The 17,095-nt window shown below is 70.5% G+C and carries 18 protein-coding genes; 9 read left to right on the top strand and 9 right to left on the bottom strand.

Annotated features, from left to right (window positions below):
* The 5 genes from WMJ97_RS09925 to WMJ97_RS09945 all read left to right on the top strand — a co-directional run.
* A partial coding sequence (locus tag WMJ97_RS09925; RefSeq protein ID WP_347348831.1) for a glycerate kinase occupies window positions 1-726 on the top strand: 726 nt, incomplete at its 5' end.
* 95 nt (window positions 727-821) lie between these two features.
* Window positions 822-1,172: an iron-sulfur cluster assembly accessory protein gene (locus tag WMJ97_RS09930; protein WP_347348832.1), complete on the top strand. Its 351-nt coding sequence runs from the start codon at window positions 822-824 to the stop codon at window positions 1,170-1,172.
* A 273-nt stretch (window positions 1,173-1,445) separates the two neighbouring features.
* On the top strand, window positions 1,446-2,204 hold the full coding sequence (gene coxB / locus WMJ97_RS09935) for a cytochrome c oxidase subunit II (RefSeq protein WP_347348833.1): 759 nt from the start codon (window positions 1,446-1,448) through the stop codon (window positions 2,202-2,204).
* A complete protein-coding gene (ctaD, locus tag WMJ97_RS09940) occupies window positions 2,201-3,931 on the top strand; it encodes a cytochrome c oxidase subunit I (protein ID WP_347348834.1) in 1,731 nt (576 codons plus the stop codon). Before coxB ends, ctaD begins: the two co-directional genes overlap by 4 nt.
* 3 nt (window positions 3,932-3,934) lie before the next feature.
* Window positions 3,935-4,348 carry a cytochrome c oxidase subunit 4 gene (locus WMJ97_RS09945; RefSeq protein WP_347348835.1) on the top strand — a complete coding sequence of 138 codons (414 nt, stop codon included), beginning with the start codon at window positions 3,935-3,937 and terminating at the stop codon, window positions 4,346-4,348.
* A gap of 150 nt (window positions 4,349-4,498) precedes the next feature.
* Here WMJ97_RS09945 and WMJ97_RS09950 read toward each other — a convergent pair whose 3' ends face one another.
* The 5 genes from WMJ97_RS09950 to WMJ97_RS09970 form a co-directional block, all read right to left on the bottom strand.
* Window positions 4,499-5,956, bottom strand: a complete 1,458-nt coding sequence (locus WMJ97_RS09950; RefSeq protein ID WP_347348836.1) for a GuaB1 family IMP dehydrogenase-related protein — start codon at window positions 5,954-5,956, stop codon at window positions 4,499-4,501.
* A gap of 75 nt (window positions 5,957-6,031) precedes the next feature.
* On the bottom strand, window positions 6,032-7,753 hold the full coding sequence (locus WMJ97_RS09955; RefSeq protein WP_347348837.1) for a ubiquinol-cytochrome c reductase cytochrome b subunit: 1,722 nt from the start codon (window positions 7,751-7,753) through the stop codon (window positions 6,032-6,034).
* A complete protein-coding gene (locus WMJ97_RS09960; protein ID WP_347348838.1) occupies window positions 7,753-8,823 on the bottom strand; it encodes a Rieske 2Fe-2S domain-containing protein in 1,071 nt (356 codons plus the stop codon). The genes WMJ97_RS09955 and WMJ97_RS09960 overlap by 1 nt, the downstream gene beginning before the upstream one ends.
* A complete protein-coding gene (locus tag WMJ97_RS09965; protein WP_347348839.1) occupies window positions 8,820-9,620 on the bottom strand; it encodes a cytochrome c in 801 nt (266 codons plus the stop codon). Before WMJ97_RS09965 ends, WMJ97_RS09960 begins: the two co-directional genes overlap by 4 nt.
* A gap of 28 nt (window positions 9,621-9,648) precedes the next feature.
* Entirely contained in the window at window positions 9,649-10,266 is a 618-nt protein-coding gene (locus WMJ97_RS09970) for a heme-copper oxidase subunit III (RefSeq protein WP_347348848.1), read from the bottom strand.
* Between the two features lie 308 nt (window positions 10,267-10,574).
* On the opposite strand from WMJ97_RS09970, the gene WMJ97_RS09975 reads away from it, so the two are divergent.
* Window positions 10,575-11,000, top strand: a complete 426-nt coding sequence (locus tag WMJ97_RS09975; protein ID WP_347348840.1) for a hypothetical protein — start codon at window positions 10,575-10,577, stop codon at window positions 10,998-11,000.
* A complete protein-coding gene (trpD, locus tag WMJ97_RS09980; RefSeq protein WP_347348841.1) occupies window positions 11,000-12,043 on the top strand; it encodes an anthranilate phosphoribosyltransferase in 1,044 nt (347 codons plus the stop codon). The genes WMJ97_RS09975 and trpD overlap by 1 nt, the downstream gene beginning before the upstream one ends.
* A gap of 15 nt (window positions 12,044-12,058) precedes the next feature.
* On the opposite strand, the gene WMJ97_RS09985 is transcribed toward trpD, so the two are convergent.
* Both WMJ97_RS09985 and WMJ97_RS09990 read right to left on the bottom strand, forming a co-directional pair.
* Window positions 12,059-12,775: a prepilin peptidase gene (locus WMJ97_RS09985; RefSeq protein WP_347348842.1), complete on the bottom strand. Its 717-nt coding sequence runs from the start codon at window positions 12,773-12,775 to the stop codon at window positions 12,059-12,061.
* Window positions 12,776-12,930: 155 nt separating this feature from the next.
* Window positions 12,931-13,947 (bottom strand): hypothetical protein, encoded by a 1,017-nt coding sequence (locus tag WMJ97_RS09990; RefSeq protein ID WP_347348843.1) that lies wholly within the window; start codon window positions 13,945-13,947, stop codon window positions 12,931-12,933.
* Between the two features lie 263 nt (window positions 13,948-14,210).
* Between WMJ97_RS09990 and WMJ97_RS09995 the strand changes: the two genes are divergently transcribed.
* A complete protein-coding gene (locus tag WMJ97_RS09995; RefSeq protein WP_347348844.1) occupies window positions 14,211-14,729 on the top strand; it encodes a peptidylprolyl isomerase in 519 nt (172 codons plus the stop codon).
* Between the two features lie 54 nt (window positions 14,730-14,783).
* Here WMJ97_RS09995 and WMJ97_RS10000 read toward each other — a convergent pair whose 3' ends face one another.
* Complete coding sequence (locus tag WMJ97_RS10000) at window positions 14,784-15,059, bottom strand: Lrp/AsnC ligand binding domain-containing protein (protein WP_347348845.1); 276 nt, start codon at window positions 15,057-15,059, stop codon at window positions 14,784-14,786.
* Between the two features lie 4 nt (window positions 15,060-15,063).
* Complete coding sequence (locus WMJ97_RS10005) at window positions 15,064-16,776, bottom strand: DEDD exonuclease domain-containing protein (protein WP_347348846.1); 1,713 nt, start codon at window positions 16,774-16,776, stop codon at window positions 15,064-15,066.
* 137 nt (window positions 16,777-16,913) lie between these two features.
* Between WMJ97_RS10005 and WMJ97_RS10010 the strand changes: the two genes are divergently transcribed.
* On the top strand, window positions 16,914-17,095 hold a 182-nt coding region (locus tag WMJ97_RS10010), incomplete at its 3' end, for a hypothetical protein (protein WP_347348847.1).

The raw sequence follows: 17,095 nt of genomic DNA on the forward strand, positions 1-17,095 counted from the left end.
GCCGCCGTCGGCCCGCCGGGGCGCCTCGTGCTCGACCTGGCCGCGTCCGTCGCCCCCGACGGCGGGGCGGGGCTGCTGGCCGCCTTGGGCGCGTCGGCGTCCGGGGGGCGGCTGGACGCCGGGCTCGCCGGGCTGACCGGCCTCGACGCCGTGGACCTCTCGCCGGCGCTCCGTCGCCTGCGGGGCGCCGGGCTGGTGGGCGTCCTGCCGGTGGGGCAGGCGTCCGACCTGCTGTTGGGCCTGCGCGGGCTCGCGTCCCGGCGGGGCCGGGACGCGGGGCTCGATCCCCCCAGCCTCCTGGCCGCGGACGACGGGCTCGCGCGGCTCGCCCGCGCCCTCGGCATCGAGGACGCCCCCGGCGCCGGTGCGTGCGGCGGGGCGGGCCTGGCGATCCTCGCGCTGGGCGGCGTCCTCACGACCGGGGTCGGCCTGTGCGCCGAGGCCGCGGGGTTGGAGGCGACGGCGTCCCGGGCGGACATCGTGGTGACGGGCGCCGACACGATCGGCTTCGCGGACCGCGGCGGCCCGGTGGTGCGGGAGGTCGCGGCGCTGGCCGAGCGGGCCTTGCGCCCGTGCGTGGCCGTGGCGCGGGAGGTGAGCGTCTCGGCCCGCGAACTGCGCACGTTCGGGATCGAGTCGGCTCATCCGCTCGGCGGCGAGGCAGAAATGGACGCCGACGAGTTGACGCGGCGGGCGTCCGGGGTGGCGCGCACGTGGACGTGGTGACCATGGCTTGACCGTTTCCCTACAATGGCCGGGAATAATCCGCGAAGGCAGCGAGGTTGAATCGCTGAACCGCCTCACCGAAGTGGAGAGTGAACATGAGTGTTGACAGCCAGCCCATCGCCGACGGGATCGTCCTGACCGAGGTCGCCGCCAACAAGGTGAACGACCTGCTCGCGAACGAGACGGAAGACGACTTGTCGCTGCGCATCTCGGTGGCCCCCGGTGGCTGCTCGGGTCTGCGGTACCAGCTCGCCCTCGACGACCGTGCGCTCGACGGTGACGTCGTCAAGGAGTACTTCGGCGTCAAGGTCGTCACCGATCGCATGAGCGCCCCGTACCTGAACGGCGCGACGATCGATTTCGTCGACACGATCGAGCAGCAGGGCTTCACCATCGACAACCCGAACGCGCAGGGTTCGTGCGCGTGTGGCGACAGCTTCCACTGAGCGGGCATCGCCCCGCGTCAGCGCGTCAAGCCGCGAAAAAACTTCCATCCCGCCGCTTCCGGGGAAGCGGCGGGATGGGTGCTTAAGTTAGTGTGTCGCAAGGAGTTCCCAAGCCCCGCCAACACCCCCATGTCCAGGCGTGACGGGCGGCGGGTCAGACCGGTGAAAGGGCGTGACGTGGGTCGCAGAGCACACCTAACCCCGCGGAAGGCAGCGGTCGCCGCGGCCGGCGGGTTGACGGCGCTGGTGCTGACAGGCTGCAGTCAGTCAACCGTGCAGCAGTGGGGCCGTGTCGGCCTCCCCGAGTCGGCGAGCGATCGCGCGCCGTTCATCGGGCACCTGTGGCAGGGGGCGTGGATCGCCTCGATGGTCATCGGCGTCCTGGTCTGGGGCCTGATCTTCTGGTGCATCTTCCGCTACCGCCGCAAGCATGCGGATGAGTTGCCGCGACAGTCGCGCTACAACATCCCGCTCGAGTTCATGTACACCCTGGTCCCGCTGATGATCATCGGCGTCCTGTTCTACTTCACGGTGATCGCGCAGGACGGGGTGACCCGCAAAGAGCATGCGCCTCAGCACACGGTGAACGTCATCGGGCAGAAGTGGTCGTGGACGTTCAACTACATGGAGGAGAGCAACCCGCAGGTCGGGGCGGTCGTCCACGAGGTCGGCACGCTGGAGAAGATCCCGACCCTGGTGCTCCCCGTGAACCAGTCGGTGCGGTTCAACCTGAACTCGGCCGACGTCATCCACTCGTTCTGGGTGCCCGACTTCTACTACAAGCTGGACGTCATCCCCGGCCGCACGAATAGCTTCGACGTGACCCCGACGAAGGAGGGCACGTTCCTCGGCAAGTGCGCCGAGCTGTGCGGCACCTACCACGCGGCGATGCTCTTCAACGTCCGCGTCGTGAGTGAGGCCGAGTACAACCAGTACCTCGCAGGCCTGCGCACCAACGGCCAGACCGGCGAGATCAAGCCCCCGTCGTTCCCGACGACCGGGCCGGTGCTGAAGGAGGAGCAGAACCGATGAGCACTGCTGCACGGGTCGAAGCCCCGGTCACCACCACCACCGCCCGTCGCAAGGCGAGCTACGGCGCGCTGGCGATGCGGTTCCTGACGACGACCGACCACAAGCTGATCGGCCAGATGTACCTGTGGACGGCCCTGGCCTTCTTCGGCTTCGGCGGCCTGCTGGCGCTGGCGATCCGCGCCGAACTGGCGTTCCCGGGCCTGCAGTACCTGCACTACGAGACGTTCAACCAGTTCTTCACGATGCACGGCACGATCATGCTGCTGATGTTCGCGACGCCGATGTTCTCGGCCTTCGCGAACGCGATCATGCCGATCCAGATCGGGGCGCCCGACGTTGCGTTCCCGCGCCTCAACGCGTTCGCCTACTGGCTGTTCCTGTTCGGCTCGCTGATGGCGTGCAGCGGCTTCCTCAGCCCCGACGGCGCGGCGTCCTTCGGCTGGTTCGCCTACGTGCCGCTGAGCGACGCCATCAACACGCCCGGCGTCGGCGGCGACCTGTGGCTGATGGGCCTGTACCTGCTCGGCCTGAGCTCCATCATGGGCGCGGTGAACTTCATCACGACGATCGTCACCATGCGCGTGCCCGGCATGACGATGTTCCGCATGCCGATCTTCACCTGGAACATCCTGGTGACCTCGATGATGATCCTCATCGCCTTCCCGGTGCTGGCCGCCGGCCTGATGGCGCTGGAGGCCGACCGACGGCTCGGCATGCACATCTTCGACGCCGCGACGGGCGGGCCGATCCTGTGGCAGCACCTGTTCTGGTTCTTCGGGCATCCCGAGGTGTACATCATCGCGCTGCCGTTCTTCGGCATCGTCACCGAGATCCTGCCGGTGTTCAGCCGTAAGCCGGTCTTCGGCTACATCGGCCTCGTCGCCGCCACGCTGGCGATCGGCGCTCTCTCCATCGCGGTGTGGGCGCACCACATGTTCGTCACCGGCGCGGTGAACCTGCCGTTCTTCTCGTTCATGACGTTCACGATCGCCGTCCCGACCGGCGTGAAGTTCTTCAACTGGATCGGCACGATGTGGGGCGGGTCCATCCGGCTCGACACGCCGATGCTGTGGTCGGTCGGCTTCCTGACGACGTTCCTGTTCGGCGGCCTGACCGGCATCATCCTCGCGTCGCCGCCGCTCGACTTCCAGGTGTCCGACACGTACTTCGTGGTCGCCCACTTCCACTACGTGCTCTTCGGCACCGTCGTGTTCGCGATGTTCGCCGGGTTCTACTACTGGTGGCCGAAGTTCTACGGGCGGATGCTCGACGAGAAGTGGGGCAAGGTGCACTTCTGGCTGCTGTTCATCGGCTTCCACACCACCTTTCTCGTGCAGCACTGGCTGGGCGTCGATCGCATGCAGCGGCGCATCGCCGACTACCTGCCGGGCGAGGGGTTCACGTTCCTCAACCAGGTGTCCACCGTCGGCGCGTTCCTGCTGGGCGTCTCGATGTTGCCGTTCTTCTGGAACGTCTGGATCAGCCGGAAGCACCCGAAGGTCGAGGTCGACGACCCGTGGGGCTGGGGCCGCTCGCTGGAGTGGGCCACCTCCTGCCCGCCGCCGCGGCACAACTTCACGGAACTGCCGCGCGTCCGCTCCGAGTCGCCCGCGTTCGACATGAACCATCCCGAGGCCGCGGCCGAAGACGCGCGTGTGCCCGCCCTGCCGGGCCCCGCCGACGCCGTCGGCAAGGGGCTCGAGTCCGCCGAGTCGAAGGAGCAGTAACCGATGAAGGTGCAGTCGAAGCTGTTCCTGTGGATGGCCGTCTTCTTCTTCGCGCTGTCCGGCGTCTACGCTTTCGCGACGATGACCTCGGATCGGCACATCGAGCCGATCGGGCTGACGGTCTTCATCCTCACCGGCCTCATGTGCGCCATGATCTTCGGATACATGGCCGTGACCACCCGCCACATGGACGATCATCCCGAGGACGACCGCGACGGCGAGATCGTTCAGGGCGCCGGCCAGCTCGGGTTCTTCCCGCCCACGAGCATCTGGCCGTTCTGGTGCGCGCTCGTGCTGGCCGTCATGCTGCTCGGCCCGGTGTTCGGCTGGTGGATCACGATCCTCGGCGGCGCGCTCGGTGTCTGGGCCGTCTGCGGCTGGTGCTACGAGTTCTACGTCGGCGAGTACCGCCACTGAGAAACCTGCTGTCACGCACGATCGCCGGCCCCTGAGGGGCCGGCGATCTGCGTTCGTGGGCTACGCGCGGGCGCCCGGGGTCTGCGGCCCTGGCCGCTGCGCGGGGCGCGCCAGGCCGCGGCCGTCATGGCCGCGCCGCCCCGGCCGCGCTCACCAACTGACGTGCAGGGGGCGTCCCTCTTCGTAGCCCGAGCGCGACTGGACGCCGACGTTCGCGCGGACGTGGAAGTCTTCCAGCGTGCGGGCCCCGGCGTACGTGCACGACGACCGGACGCCGGTGACGATGAAGTCGATGAGATCCTCCACCCCGGGGCGCTGCGGATCGAGGTACATGCGCGAGCTCGAGATGCCCTCCTCGAACAGCTCGGCCCGGGCGCGCTCGAAGAACGACTGCTCGCGCGTCCGCGAGCGCACGGCTCGCGCGGACGCCATCCCGAACGACTCCTTGTAGGCGCGCCCCTGCGCGTCGTGCAGGAGCGTCCCCGTGGACTCGTAGGTGCCGGCGAACCACGACCCGATCATCACGGCGCCTGCGCCGGCAGCGAGGGCGAGCGCGACGTCGCGCGGGTGCCGGACGCCCCCGTCGGCCCAGATCGCCTTGCCGAGGTCGCGGGCGGTCGCCGCGCAATCCATCACGGCCGAGAACTGCGGACGCCCCACCCCCGTCTGCATGCGCGTCGTGCACATCGCGCCGGGCCCGACGCCGACCTTCACGACGTCGGCGCCGGCTTCGATGAGGTCGGTGGTGCCCTCCGAGGTGACGACGTTGCCGGCGACGATGGGGACGCGGCGTCCGGTGGCCTTCTCGTGGGCGTCCCGGACGCCCCGGACGAGCGTCAGGGCGCTCAGCATGCGCTCCTGGTGCCCGTGGGCCGTGTCCATCACCAGGACGTCGGAGCCGGCCTCCAGGACCGCCTCAGCGCGCCCCTGGACGTCGCCCGAGATGCCGACCGCCGTGCCGACGCGGAGCCGGCCGTCGGCGTCCACGGCGGGGGAGTAGAGCGCCGAGCGCATCGCACCCTTGCGCGTGAGGACGCCGACCACCTGCTCGTGATCGTCGACCGCCACCGCGATGCGCTGGCGCCGGTCGGTGAGCTGGGTGAAGACGTCGACGGGGGCGGTGTCGGGGGCGACGGTGATCATCTCCGACCGCATGATCTCGTGCGCCTGCACGAACCGGTCGAGGCCCTCCAGGTCGGCCTCGTGGATCACCCCGGCGAGGTGCCCGCCGTCGAGCACCACCGCCATGCCGTGGGCGCGCTTGGGCAGCAGAGCGAGCACCTCGCCGACCGTGTCGTCGGGCCGGACGTGGACCGGCGACTCGAAGACCGGGTGCGCGTTCTTCACGCGGCGGATGGAGTTGGCGGCGATGCCGGCGGGCACATCTTGCGGGAAGATGGCGACGCCCCCGCGGCGCGCCACCGTCTCGGCCATGCGGCGGCCCGAGATGGCGGTCATGTTCGCCACCACGAGGGGGAGCGGCAGGCGGAGCCCGTCGGTGCTGGTGAGATCGACGTCCATGCGCGAGCGGACGCTGGACCGCGTCGGAGACATGAACACATCGTCGTAGGTCAGGTCGTAATCCGGCCTTGAGGTGGTGAAACGCACCTCAGCAGCCTACAACGCGCAGCAAAGACGGGGGCCGACGCGCAGTGCGTCGGCCCCCGTCAGGGTGCTGTCGTGTCAGCGGTGGGCGTCCACCGAGTCGTCCAGCTCGGCGGCCTTGGTGGACGCCTCGATGTCGGACGGCTCCGCGTCGTGGCCGTGGTGCTGGGCCTCCTCCAGCGCCGCGCGGGACGGCTTGGGGATGTCGTGGCCGAAGTACCACTGGGACAGCCGGGCGCGCAGCTTGCTGTGCTTGACCGGCTTGCCGTCGGCGTCCACCGTGTCGGCGGCCGTCAGCGGTTCGTACTGCTTCTGCTGGGAGATCGCCCAGGCCGCGTCGGCGTCCAGCGGCTCGTGCGGCTCGGAGTAGCCGCCGACCGCCGAGCGCTCGATGATGCCCGACTCGCCGCCGTGCAGCAGGCGCTCGCGGTCGCGCCGCTGCAGGGCGATGCAGATGCGCTTGGTGACGATGAACGCGATGACCGGGGCGACGAACACGGCGACCCGCATGAAGTACGTGACCGCGTTCAGCGACACCTTGAAGTGCGTGGCGACGATGTCGTTGCCGCCGGCGATCCAGAACATGCCGTAGCACGTCATGCCGGCGACGCCGAGGGCGGTGCGCGTCGGCACGTCGCGCGGGCGGTCGAGCAGGTGATGCTCGGACTTGTCGCCCGTGATCCACTGCTCGATGAACGGGTACAGGGCGAGGCTGGTGAACAGCAGCCCCATCATGCCGACGCCGGGCAGGAAGATGTTCCACGACCAGGTGGTCGGGCCCCAGTGGGACTCCCAGCCCGGGATGATGCGCAGCGCGCCCTCGACGAAGCCCATGTACCAGTCGGGCTGGCTGCCCGCCGTGACCTGCGCCGGGTTGTACGGGCCGAACGCCCACACCGGGTTGATCGACATGGTGGCGCCCATCAGGATGAGCATGCCGAACACGATGAAGAAGAAGCCGCCGGCCTTCGCCATGTACACGGGGAACAGCGGGTAGCCGACCACGTTGTTGTTCGTCCGGCCGGGGCCGGGGAACTGCGTGTGCTTGTGGTAGACGAGCATCGCCATGTGGCCGCCGATGAGGGCCAGCAGGATGCCCGGCACCAGCAGGATGTGCACCATGTAGAGCCGCGAGATCAGGATGCTGCCCGGGAACTCCCCGCCGAACACGAAGAACTCTGCCCACGTGCCGATGATCGGGATCGAACGGATCAGGCCGTCCACGAACCGCAGGCCGGTGCCCGACAGCAGGTCGTCGGGCAGCGAGTAGCCGGAGAAGCCCGCGATCAGCGAGAGCGACATGAGGCCGACGCCGATGAGCCAGTTCAGCTCGCGCGGCTTGCGGAACGCGCCGGTGAAGAAGACGCGCAGCATGTGCGCGGTCATCGCGGCCACGAACAGCAGGGCGGCCCAGTGGTGGATCTGCCGCACGAGCAGGCCGCCCCGGACGTCGAAGCTGATGTTCAGCGTCGACTCGAACGCCTCCGACATCGGCAGCCCACGCATGAGCTGGTAGGTGCCGGTGTACTCGATCTCGGCCATGGACGGCTTGAACCAGATCGTGAGGAACACGCCGGTCAGCAGCAGCACGATGAAGCTGTAGAGCGCGATCTCGCCGAGCAGGAACGACCAGTGGTCGGGGAAAACCTTCCGCAGACCGAACTTCACGATCTTGCCGACGCCGACCCGGTCGTCCAGCCAGGCCGCCGGGCCGTTGAACGACCGGACGCCCGACTCCTCGGGCGGGACGCTCGGCTCGTCGTACTCGGACGCCGTGGCGATCTTTGCGGGCCTTGCCATTAGCGGTCGCCCTCCTTGTAGTCGTGGCGGGAGTCACGCTCGAAGTAGCTCGGCCCCACCGGGACGGTGAAGTCGCTCTTCGCGATCAGGTAGCCCTCGGCGTCCGTCGTGATCGGCAGCTGGGGGAGCGAACGCGCCGCCGGCCCGAAGACCACGACGCCGGAGTCGCCCAGGTCGAACGTGGACTGGTGGCAGGGGCACAGCAGGTGATGCGTCTGCTGCTCCCACAGCGAGATGGGGCACCCGACGTGGGTGCAGATCTTGCTGTAGGCCAGGATGCCGCCGACCTGCCAGTCGCGCCGGCTGTTGGGGATCTTGATCGTGTTCGGGTCCATCCGCACCACGACCAGCGCCGCCTTCGCCTTCTCCACCTGGAACTCGGCCCCGTGCAGGTCGGGCAGGTTCGCCGGTTCGGCGTTCACGAGCTGGCCGATCTCCAGATCGGCCGGACGCAGCGGCAGGTAGTTCACGTCGTTCACGATCCGGACGCCTTCGGCCCAGATGGTCTTCTCGATCGTCTCGCGGCGGACCGCGTTGGTCGGCCACGGGCCCATGTCGGCGAGCATGACGACCGCGGGCACCGCGACGATGCCGAGCGCCCCGCCGAGGCTGCCCAGGATGAGCTTGCGGCGTCCGACCCGCGATTCCGTGATGCCGGCGTTCACCGCGGTGAGCGCCGCATCGCGCGTCTCGGCGTCGCTGGACGCCGGGTGACGCTCCTCGGAGATCTCGACGTCGCTCATGATCTCGCGCGCCCAGGTGACGGCCCCGATGCCGATCAGCATCACGGCGAGGCCGCCGGTGAGGCCGAGCAGCAGCGTCTGGCCCTGGAACTCGTTGCCGAAGATGCTGACCGACCAGTGCCGGGGGACGGCGAAGTAGATCACCACGAACGCGATGGCGAGGATCGGCACCAGGCCGAACATCGTGACGATCTTGCGGTAGGAGCGATTGCCGGCCGCCTCGGAGGCGTCCGTGTAGCGCTCGACGTGCGGCTCGATGCCCGGGTCGTCGACGGGGTACTGGTCGTACACCTCGACGTCGGCGGGGGTGGTGTCGTGTCGGCTCATCGGGCGCGGGCTCCTCGGGATGCGATCCAAACGGCGAACAGGGACAGGCCTCCGATGCCGATCACCCAGGCGAAGAAGCCCTCGGTGACGGGGCCGATCGAGCCGAGGGTGAAGCCACCGGTGGGGCCGCTCTCCAGGGTCTTGAGGTACCCGATGATGGACGCCAGGTCCTTGTCGGGGATGGCGCCGGCCGAGAACACCGGCATCTGCTGCGGGCCGGTGCGGACGGCCTCGTAGATGTGCAGCGGCTCGACGCCGTGCAGCGGCGGGGCGTACTTGCCCTCGGGCAACGCGCCGCCGGCCCCGGACGCGTTGTGGCACGCGGAGCAGTTGGTGCGGAACAGCTCGCCGCCGCGCGCCAGATCCTCATCGGTCAGGTTCGCGTAGTCGTAGGCCGACGAGTTCGGGATCGACGGGCCGGGGCCCAGCGTCGCCACGTAGGCGGCCAGCTGGGAGATCTCCTCGGCCGTGTAGGTGTTCACCCGGCGCGGCGCCTGCGCGCCGGGGCGCGCCATCGGCATGCGCCCGGTCGACATCTGGAAGTCGACCGCCGCCGAGCCCACGCCCACGAGGGAGGGACCCTGCTGCGTGCCCTCGCCGTTCAGCCCGTGGCACGACGAGCACGTCACGGCGAACAGGTTCTTGCCGGCCGCCACCTGCTCGGAGGTGCCGTTGTCGGCGGCGACCTGCGGGAGGGGAGCGAAGGCCGTGTAGAACGCGCCCATCAACAGGAACGCGAAGACGAGCAGCAGCGGTTTCGCCGCCTTGTGGCGCCTTCGGGTCGTCAGGAATTTCATGGATTCCCTTTCTCAGCGCGGGGCGCGGTCAGCGGAGGATGTAGATGACGAAGAAGAGGATGATCCAAACGACGTCGACGAAGTGCCAGTAGTACGACGTGACAATGGCGTGCACCGCCTGCTCGTGGGTGAACCGACGGGCGATGTAGGTGCGGCCGAGCATCAGCAGGAAGGCGACGAGGCCGCCGAGCACGTGCAGGCCGTGGAAGCCGGTGGCGATGAAGAACGCGGACGTGTAGGCGTTCGTGGAGGGGATGAAGCCCTCGCTCGCGAGCGTGGCGTACTCGAAGCTCTGGCCCCCGATGAAGATCGCGCCCATCACGAAGGTGAGGATGTACCACTCGCGCAGGCCCCACTTGGCGACGTTGAAGATCGAGCCGGTACGGCCGACGATGCCGCGCTCGGCCTTGAAGACGCCCAGCTGGCAGGTGACCGAGCTGAGCACCAGGATGACCGTGTTGATGGTCGACAGCCACGGGAACCGGATGCCGAACCAGTCGTTCATGAAGTGGGCGGTGCCCCACTGCCACATGGTCTCCTGGCCCGGCTCGACCATGGCGGTGGTGACGTTGCGCAACGAGAAGTACGCGGCGAAGAGCGCGGCGAAGAACATGAGCTCGCTCGCCAGCCACACGATCGTGCCCACCGCGACCATGTCGGGGCGGCCCTTGATGCCGCGCAAGCGGGGTGGGGCCACGGGGTGGAGGGCGCCATGAGGGATCGCCGCAGCTGCGCTCAACTTCTCAGAATGTGCCACGGCGTCATTATTACTTGTCGGGCCCCGCCGGGTCACGCCCAGACCGACCTTTCGCCAAAATCCGGTCGTCAGGGCCGGTTGCGGCGTCCACGCCCGGCCGGGGAGGGCCCGGGTGTGGAGTTCGCGGACGCCGCCCTCGCGAATCGTCCTAGAGTGGCTACGATGCAACCCAGACCCACGGATCTCAGGACGGGCACATGAGCGATCAGACGCAGCCGAGCGACAAGGCGACGGTCTTGCTGTACTCCGACGACCGAACGGTCCGCGAGCAGGTCAGGCTGGCCCTGGGCCGGCGGATCGCCGCGGATCTGCCCGACATCGAGGTGTTCGAGTGCGCCACCCAGCCGGCGGTCATCAAGGCGCTGGACGCGGGGGGCATCGATCTGTGCATCTTCGACGGCGAGGCCGTGCCGCTCGGCGGCATGGGGCTCTGCCGGCAGGTGAAGGACGAGGTGGTCGGCTACCCGCCGATCCTGCTCCTGGTCGCCCGCGTGGCGGACGCCTGGCTCGCGACCTGGTCGCGGGCGGACGCCGTGGTTCCCTACCCGATCGACCCCCAGCGTCTGCCGGACGCCGCGGCGCGTCTGCTGCGCGACCGGCTCGGAGCGGAGGCCACCCGCTGATGTCGTTCACATGGCCCGACGTGCTCACCGGACTCGTCGGGGGTGTCGACCTGGACGCCGCGGCGGCGTCCTGGGCGATGGACGAGATCCTGTCCGGCAACGCGACGCCGGTCCAGATCGCCGGCTTCATGGTCGCGCTGCGCGCCAAGGGCGAGACGGTCGAGGAGATCTCGGGGCTGGCGTCCGGGATGCTGGAGCACGCGCGTCCGATCGATCTGCCGACCGACGCGGTCGACATCGTCGGCTCCGGCGGCGACCGGGCGCGCACGGTCAACATCTCCACGATGGCGGCGATCGTCGCCGCGGCCGCCGGCGCCCGCGTGGTCAAGCACGGCAACCGGGCGGCGTCCTCCGCGTGCGGCACGGCCGACTGCCTGGAGGCGCTCGGCGTCGTACTCGACCTGCCCGCCGACAAGCAGCCCGCGGTGTTCGCGGAGACGGGCATCGTGTTCCTGTTCGCGTCCCACTACCACCCGTCGCTGCGGCACGCCGCCGTCCCGCGGCGCGAGCTGGGCATCTCCACGACGTTCAACTTCCTCGGGCCGCTGGCGAACCCGGCGCGCCCGCAGGCGCAGGCCGTCGGCGTCGCCGACGCGCGGATGGCCGGCCTGATGGCCGGCGTCCTGGCGGGTCGCGGGCACCGCGGCATGGTCTTCCACGGCGGCGACGGGCTCGACGAGTTGACCACGACCACCGCGAGCGACCTGTGGCTGTTCTCGGGCGGGCGCACGGTCACGACGCGGCTCGACCCGGCCGACCTCGGCATCCCGCGCGCGGAGCCGGCCGACCTCGTCGGCGGCGAGCCGCCGGTGAACGCCGCGATCGCGCGCGAGACTCTGGCCGGCAAGCGCGGTCCGGTGCGCGACATCGTGTTGCTGAACGCGGCCGCGGCGCTGCTGGCGTTCGACGGTCCCGACCTCGACGAGCCGGCGGGGCCGCAGTTCGCCGGACGCTTCGAGCGGGCGGCCGCCGCGATCGACGACGGCCGCGCGACGGCCCTGCTCGATCGCTGGGTGGCCGTCACCCAGGCCGCGCGCGACTGAGCGCGCGGCGTCCTCTCACCCGCCGAGAGCCCACCGCAGCGCGAGGGCGAGAAACGGCCCGGCGAGCAGCGCCGGGCCGTAGGCGAAGGGCCCGTCATGGCCGCGGGCGAGGCGGCGTCCGACGCTCCAGGCCGCCCCGAGCAGCGTGCCGAGCAGCACCGAACCGGCGACGAGATCGAGGGACTCCAGGCCGGTGACCGCGCCGATGGTCGCGGCGAGGCGGACGTCGCCGAAGCCGAGCCCGCGCGACAGCCGCCAGAACACCCAGAAAAACCCGCCGAGGGCCGCGGCGCCCGCCGCCGCGCTGAGCAGCGGCCCCACGGACGCCGTCGTGGCCGCTGCCACGATCGCCCCGGCCGCCGCGACGAGCCAGCCCGCCACCGCCAGCACGCGGGGGAGATAGGTGGTGCGCAGATCGATCGCGCAGGCGAGCACCGACACGGTCGTCAGGGACGCCCACGCGATCCAGTGGGACGCCGGCGTCCGGGCGACGACGAGGAGGTTCGCCGCGAGGGACGCCGCGAACACGCCGGCCGCGAAGCCGGGGCCGGCCAACGCGGCGTAGGGGGTCTTGGAGGCGACGTCGGGGTCGTCCAGCGGCTCGGGCAGTTGCCGGAGCACCGGCCCGGACGCGAGCGCGGTCACCAGCGCGAGCGCGAACGCGATCCCGACGGCCACCGCGGGCGGGACCACGAGCCCAGGCCCGGGGAGGGGCGCGTCCGGCGGGATCATGGGCGCAGGATACCCGCGGCGGCGTCCGGAAACGCCGAGCGGGGCGCGGCCGAAGCCGCGCCCCGCGTGAGGCGTCCGGGTGACGTCATGCCCCGCTCAGGAGGGCGAACGTCACCTCGACAGGTGCCGCGGGCGGTGAGCCTGCGACGGGTGGGTCAGCGCTGGGCCTTGGTGAACCCGGCCTGCTGAGCGGCGTCCTCGGAATCGAACCACACGTCGGCGATGGTCCGCTGGTAACCGCCGGACCCCTCGACGTGGTACTTCATCGACCGCTCGTTGCCCTTGATGACGAACCCCTCCGGCGGCTCATTGCCTACGTACGAGCCTTCCCCGTAGGGGCTAACGACGAAAGGGTCGGCATCACCGGCGTCCGACCCCTCCGGCTGGACGTCGTCGACGGACGTCTCCGCGATCGGCTCGCCCTCGGCGGGCGCGTCGGCGGACGGCGTCTTCGCGGCGTTGGCGTCGAGCGAATCGCCCGGCTGGTCGGCGACGCCCTCGGCGGGCGCCGGGGTCGGCGTGAAGGTCGCGTGCGGGGTGTACCCGGCGCTCGGCTCGTGGGCCTGCCAGCCCGCGTCGTCAGGCGCCAGAAACTTCCTGATCGCGAAGATCACGGCCGCCAGCAGGCCGCTGGCGAGGATGATCTTGAAGATCGTGCCACCGACGCTCTTCTTCTTCTTGGCCGCCGGCAGTTCCAGCTCACCGGCCAGCGCGGCGCGCGCGGCGGCGAGGCGCTTGGCCGCCTCCTGCGAGCGCGGGTCGGACTGAATGTCCTTCAGGGCGCTGTTGAAACGCGGAAGAAGGTCCTTCTCGATGCGGGCGCGGCCGCTGTCGACGAAGGGCGAGATGCGGTCGCGGGCGTCGTCCACGTACGGGTGGACGCGATCCCAGGCGTCGTCGAGCGCGGGCTGAACGGCCACGCGGGCGTCCGCGGCGAGGCTGGCGCCCTTCTTGCGCAGGTCCTTCGCCCGGGGGGCGACGAACGCGTTCACGTTGTCGGCGAGGTCGCGGGCGCGCGGGCCGATCTCCTTGCCGAGGTCGCGGGCCTTCGGGGCGAGGTAGTCGCCGAGGTCGCCCAGGAGGTCGCCGGCCTGGTACAGGGCGTCACGACCCTTCTCTGCGGCGCTGTGGGTGGTGTCACCGACGGCGTCGAAGAAGCTGTTGCGTTTCACGTTTCCTCCGATGTGTAGTCGTTTCGCGTACTCGCGTGGACTTTTCGCGTAATCGCGTGCCCCCACCGTACCCGGCGGGGTTCCACCGCAACAGCGGACGTCCGGTGGCGACCTCGGGCGTCGACCCTCACGTCCGCCCCCGGGGGACGCCGGGCGTCCAGCGCGGACGCCCGGTGCGGGCTCGCGCGCGGGGATCTGACAAGATGGGCCGGTACCGCACCATCCGATCCGCTCGGGCGGATCGTCCCAGAGAGGAGCCCTCAGTGGGCCAGACCGCAACGCTGCACACCAACCACGGCGACATCGTCATCAACCTGTTCGCCGACCAGGCCCCGCACACCGTGGAGAACTTCGTCGGCCTGGCCACCGGCACCAAGGAGTACAAGGATCCGAAGTCCGGCGAGAAGACGACGGGCCATTTCTACGACGGCCTGACCTTCCACCGGGTGATCGACGGGTTCATGATCCAGGGCGGCTGCCCGCTCGGCACCGGCACCGGCGGCCCGGGCTACAAGTTCGGTGACGAGTTCCACCCCGACCTGTCGTTCAACAAGCCCTTCCTGCTCGCCATGGCCAATGCGGGCCCCGCGACCAACGGCTCGCAGTTCTTCATCACCGTGGCGCCGACGCCGCACCTGAACTTCCGGCACACGATCTTCGGCGAGGTGGCCGACGAGGCCAGCCGCGAGGTCGTCAAGAAGATCGCCAAGGTCAAGACCGGCCGCATGGACCGGCCCGTCGACCCGGTCGTCATCGAGTCGGTCGAGGTGGCCGAGGCCTGAGCCCCCGCGCGCCGGGGCGTCCTCGATCGTGAGCGAGAAGGGACGCCGCCGGCGTCAGTCGCCCAGGGAGAACGCGGCCTCGAGGTCGTGGGTGCTGTAGGCGCGGAACGCGATGTGCGTCTCGGTGCCCACGACGCCGGGCACCGTGTTGATGTCGCGGGTCACCACGTCGGCCACTTCGTCGTGGCTGTGCACACGCACCAGCGCGATGAGGTCGATCGTGCCGGTCACCGAGTACACCTCGGAGACCCCGCGGATCGCCGCCACCTGCTCGGCCACCTCGGGGATGCGGGCCACCTCGGCCTTGATGAAGACAATCGCCGTGATCATGCCGTCATCCTAGGAGGTGGCGCGGCAGATCGGCGGTGCTGACGGCGCTGTTGAGCGGCCAACTCCATTCGCCCTCGACCTCCATCAGCCGGACGCCCGGACGCTCGAGCCACGCCGCGACGCGCTCCGTCTCCTCGATCAGTGCGGCCGGCAGGACGCCGCCCGGCTCGGCCACCGCCTCCGCGGCGGCCACCGCCGCGCGGGCGACGGCCTGGGGCACCTCGCCGGCGCCCGCGAGGGCGGCGGCCGCGAGGCGTCCGTGCCGGATGACGTGGATCTCCCACCCCCCACTGGCCGCTGGGTAGGCGGCCACGATCTGCGCGCAACCCGCGAGCGCCCGGACGCGCTGGTGGCGCACCGCGCTGCGCAGCAGGGTCTCGAGCCGGCCGGTGACCTGCCCCGCCTCCTCGAACCGCTGCTGCTCGACCAGGGCGCGCAGCCGCTCGCGGTGCGCGGCCAGCACCGGCCGAACATCGCTGGTCAGCCCCCGGCGCACCGCGGCCGCGACCTCGGCGTACTCGCCCGGGGTGACGGCCCCCTCGCACGGGGCGCAGCAGCGCCCCATCTCGCCCAGTGCGCACGCCGCCCGTGGACGCCGCGGCGAGAGCCGCTCGGTGCACTGGCGCAGGGGGTAGGCGTCGTACACGCTCATCACGATGGCCTCGGCGGCGGCCCGGCCGCCGACCGGGCCGAAGTAGGACGCCTCGTCGTCGGCCACCCGCGTGACGATCGACAGGCGCGGGTAAGCCTCGCGGGTGAGCTTGAGCCAGACCTGCCGCTCGGGGAACTTCGAGCGCCGGTTGTACCGGGGCGCGTGGGCCGCGATGAGGCGGAGCTCGAGGACCTCGGCCTCCAGCGGCGTGCGGCAGACGGTCGCCTCGACGCCGGTCGCGACCCGGACCATCTCCTCCATGCGCGGACGCTTCTCGGACGCCGTGAAGTAGCTACGGACGCGGTGCGCGATGTTCACGCTCTTGCCGACGTAGAGAACCTGGCGGCGCACCTCGCCGGAGGCGTCGGGCAGGTCGGCGTAGAACTGGTAGACGCCCGGTGACTGCGGCAGCCCGGACGCCCACACCCGCTTCGCGCGGCGTTGCGGGGAGACGCCGCGGGTGAACTCGGTGAGGTCTTCGAGCGTGGCCACGCCCAGGTTGCCCACGCGCTCGAGCAGCCCGTGCAGCACCTCGACGGTCGCGCGCGCGTCGGTGAGCGCCCGGTGGTTCGGCGACTCGGCCACCCGGAAGTGGCGGGCGAGCGTGGAGAGTTTGACGTTGGGTACCTCGTCGCGCGTCAGGACGCCGCGGGCCAGCGCGACCGTGTCGACCGACCCGGTGAACTCGAACGGGTAGGAGTATTCGGCGCACGCGCGCCGCAGGAACCCGACGTCGAAGCGCGCGTTGTGCGCGACCAACACGCACCCGCGCGCGAACTCCAGGAACGCGGGGAGCGCCTCGCCCAGGCCGGGGGAGGCCGCGACCATCGAGTCGGTGATGCCGGTGAGCACCGAGATGAGCGGGGGGATGTGCCGGTGGGGGTTCACCAGCGTCTGGAACTCTCCCGCCACCTGACCGCCGCAGACGCGTACGGCGCCGATCTCGGTGATCGTGTCCTCCGCCGAGGAGCCGGTGGTCTCGAGGTCGACCACGCAGAAATCGACGGCGGCGAGGTGCCGGCCGAGGTCGGCGAAGGAGGGCTGCATCGGGGCGTTCACGGTCACGGAAACGACGCTAGGGGGCCGGTCTGACAGTTTCGGGCGGGGACGCGCGTCGGCCGGCCGTCGGTCGCCGGTGGGTCGTCGGGCGATCGAACGTACGCGCGAAAAAACTGTCGGAGGCGACTGCGAGGGTGTGCGGCATGGAGACAGTGATGATCGATTGCGACCGCTGCGAGGTGCGCGGCCTGGCGTGCGACGACTGTGTGATCTCGGTGCTGATGGGGGTGCCGGGGCGACCGGCGTCGCTAACCCTGGAGGAGCAGCGGGCGTTGCGGGCGCTCGCCGATGGCGGGCTGGTGCCGCCGCTGCGCCACGTCGAGGC

This window comes from Nigerium sp. (assembly GCF_039811905.1).
Classification (GTDB): domain Bacteria; phylum Actinomycetota; class Actinomycetes; order Propionibacteriales; family Propionibacteriaceae; genus Propioniciclava.

What these genes read in the sequence shown, in the direction of transcription:
- WMJ97_RS09965 (WP_347348839.1), bottom strand. Translation starts at nt 9,620, where the DNA reads ATGAAATTCCTGACGACCCGAAGGCGCCACAAGGCGGCGAAACCGCTG.
- WMJ97_RS09955 (WP_347348837.1), bottom strand. Translation starts at nt 7,753, where the DNA reads ATGGCAAGGCCCGCAAAGATCGCCACGGCGTCCGAGTACGACGAGCCG.
- WMJ97_RS10000 (WP_347348845.1), bottom strand. Translation starts at nt 15,059, where the DNA reads ATGATCACGGCGATTGTCTTCATCAAGGCCGAGGTGGCCCGCATCCCC.
- trpD (WP_347348841.1), top strand. Translation starts at nt 11,000, where the DNA reads ATGTCGTTCACATGGCCCGACGTGCTCACCGGACTCGTCGGGGGTGTC.
- WMJ97_RS09960 (WP_347348838.1), bottom strand. Translation starts at nt 8,823, where the DNA reads ATGAGCCGACACGACACCACCCCCGCCGACGTCGAGGTGTACGACCAG.
- ctaD (WP_347348834.1), top strand. Translation starts at nt 2,201, where the DNA reads ATGAGCACTGCTGCACGGGTCGAAGCCCCGGTCACCACCACCACCGCC.
- WMJ97_RS09985 (WP_347348842.1), bottom strand. Translation starts at nt 12,775, where the DNA reads ATGATCCCGCCGGACGCGCCCCTCCCCGGGCCTGGGCTCGTGGTCCCG.
- WMJ97_RS09975 (WP_347348840.1), top strand. Translation starts at nt 10,575, where the DNA reads ATGAGCGATCAGACGCAGCCGAGCGACAAGGCGACGGTCTTGCTGTAC.
- WMJ97_RS09945 (WP_347348835.1), top strand. Translation starts at nt 3,935, where the DNA reads ATGAAGGTGCAGTCGAAGCTGTTCCTGTGGATGGCCGTCTTCTTCTTC.
- WMJ97_RS09930 (WP_347348832.1), top strand. Translation starts at nt 822, where the DNA reads ATGAGTGTTGACAGCCAGCCCATCGCCGACGGGATCGTCCTGACCGAG.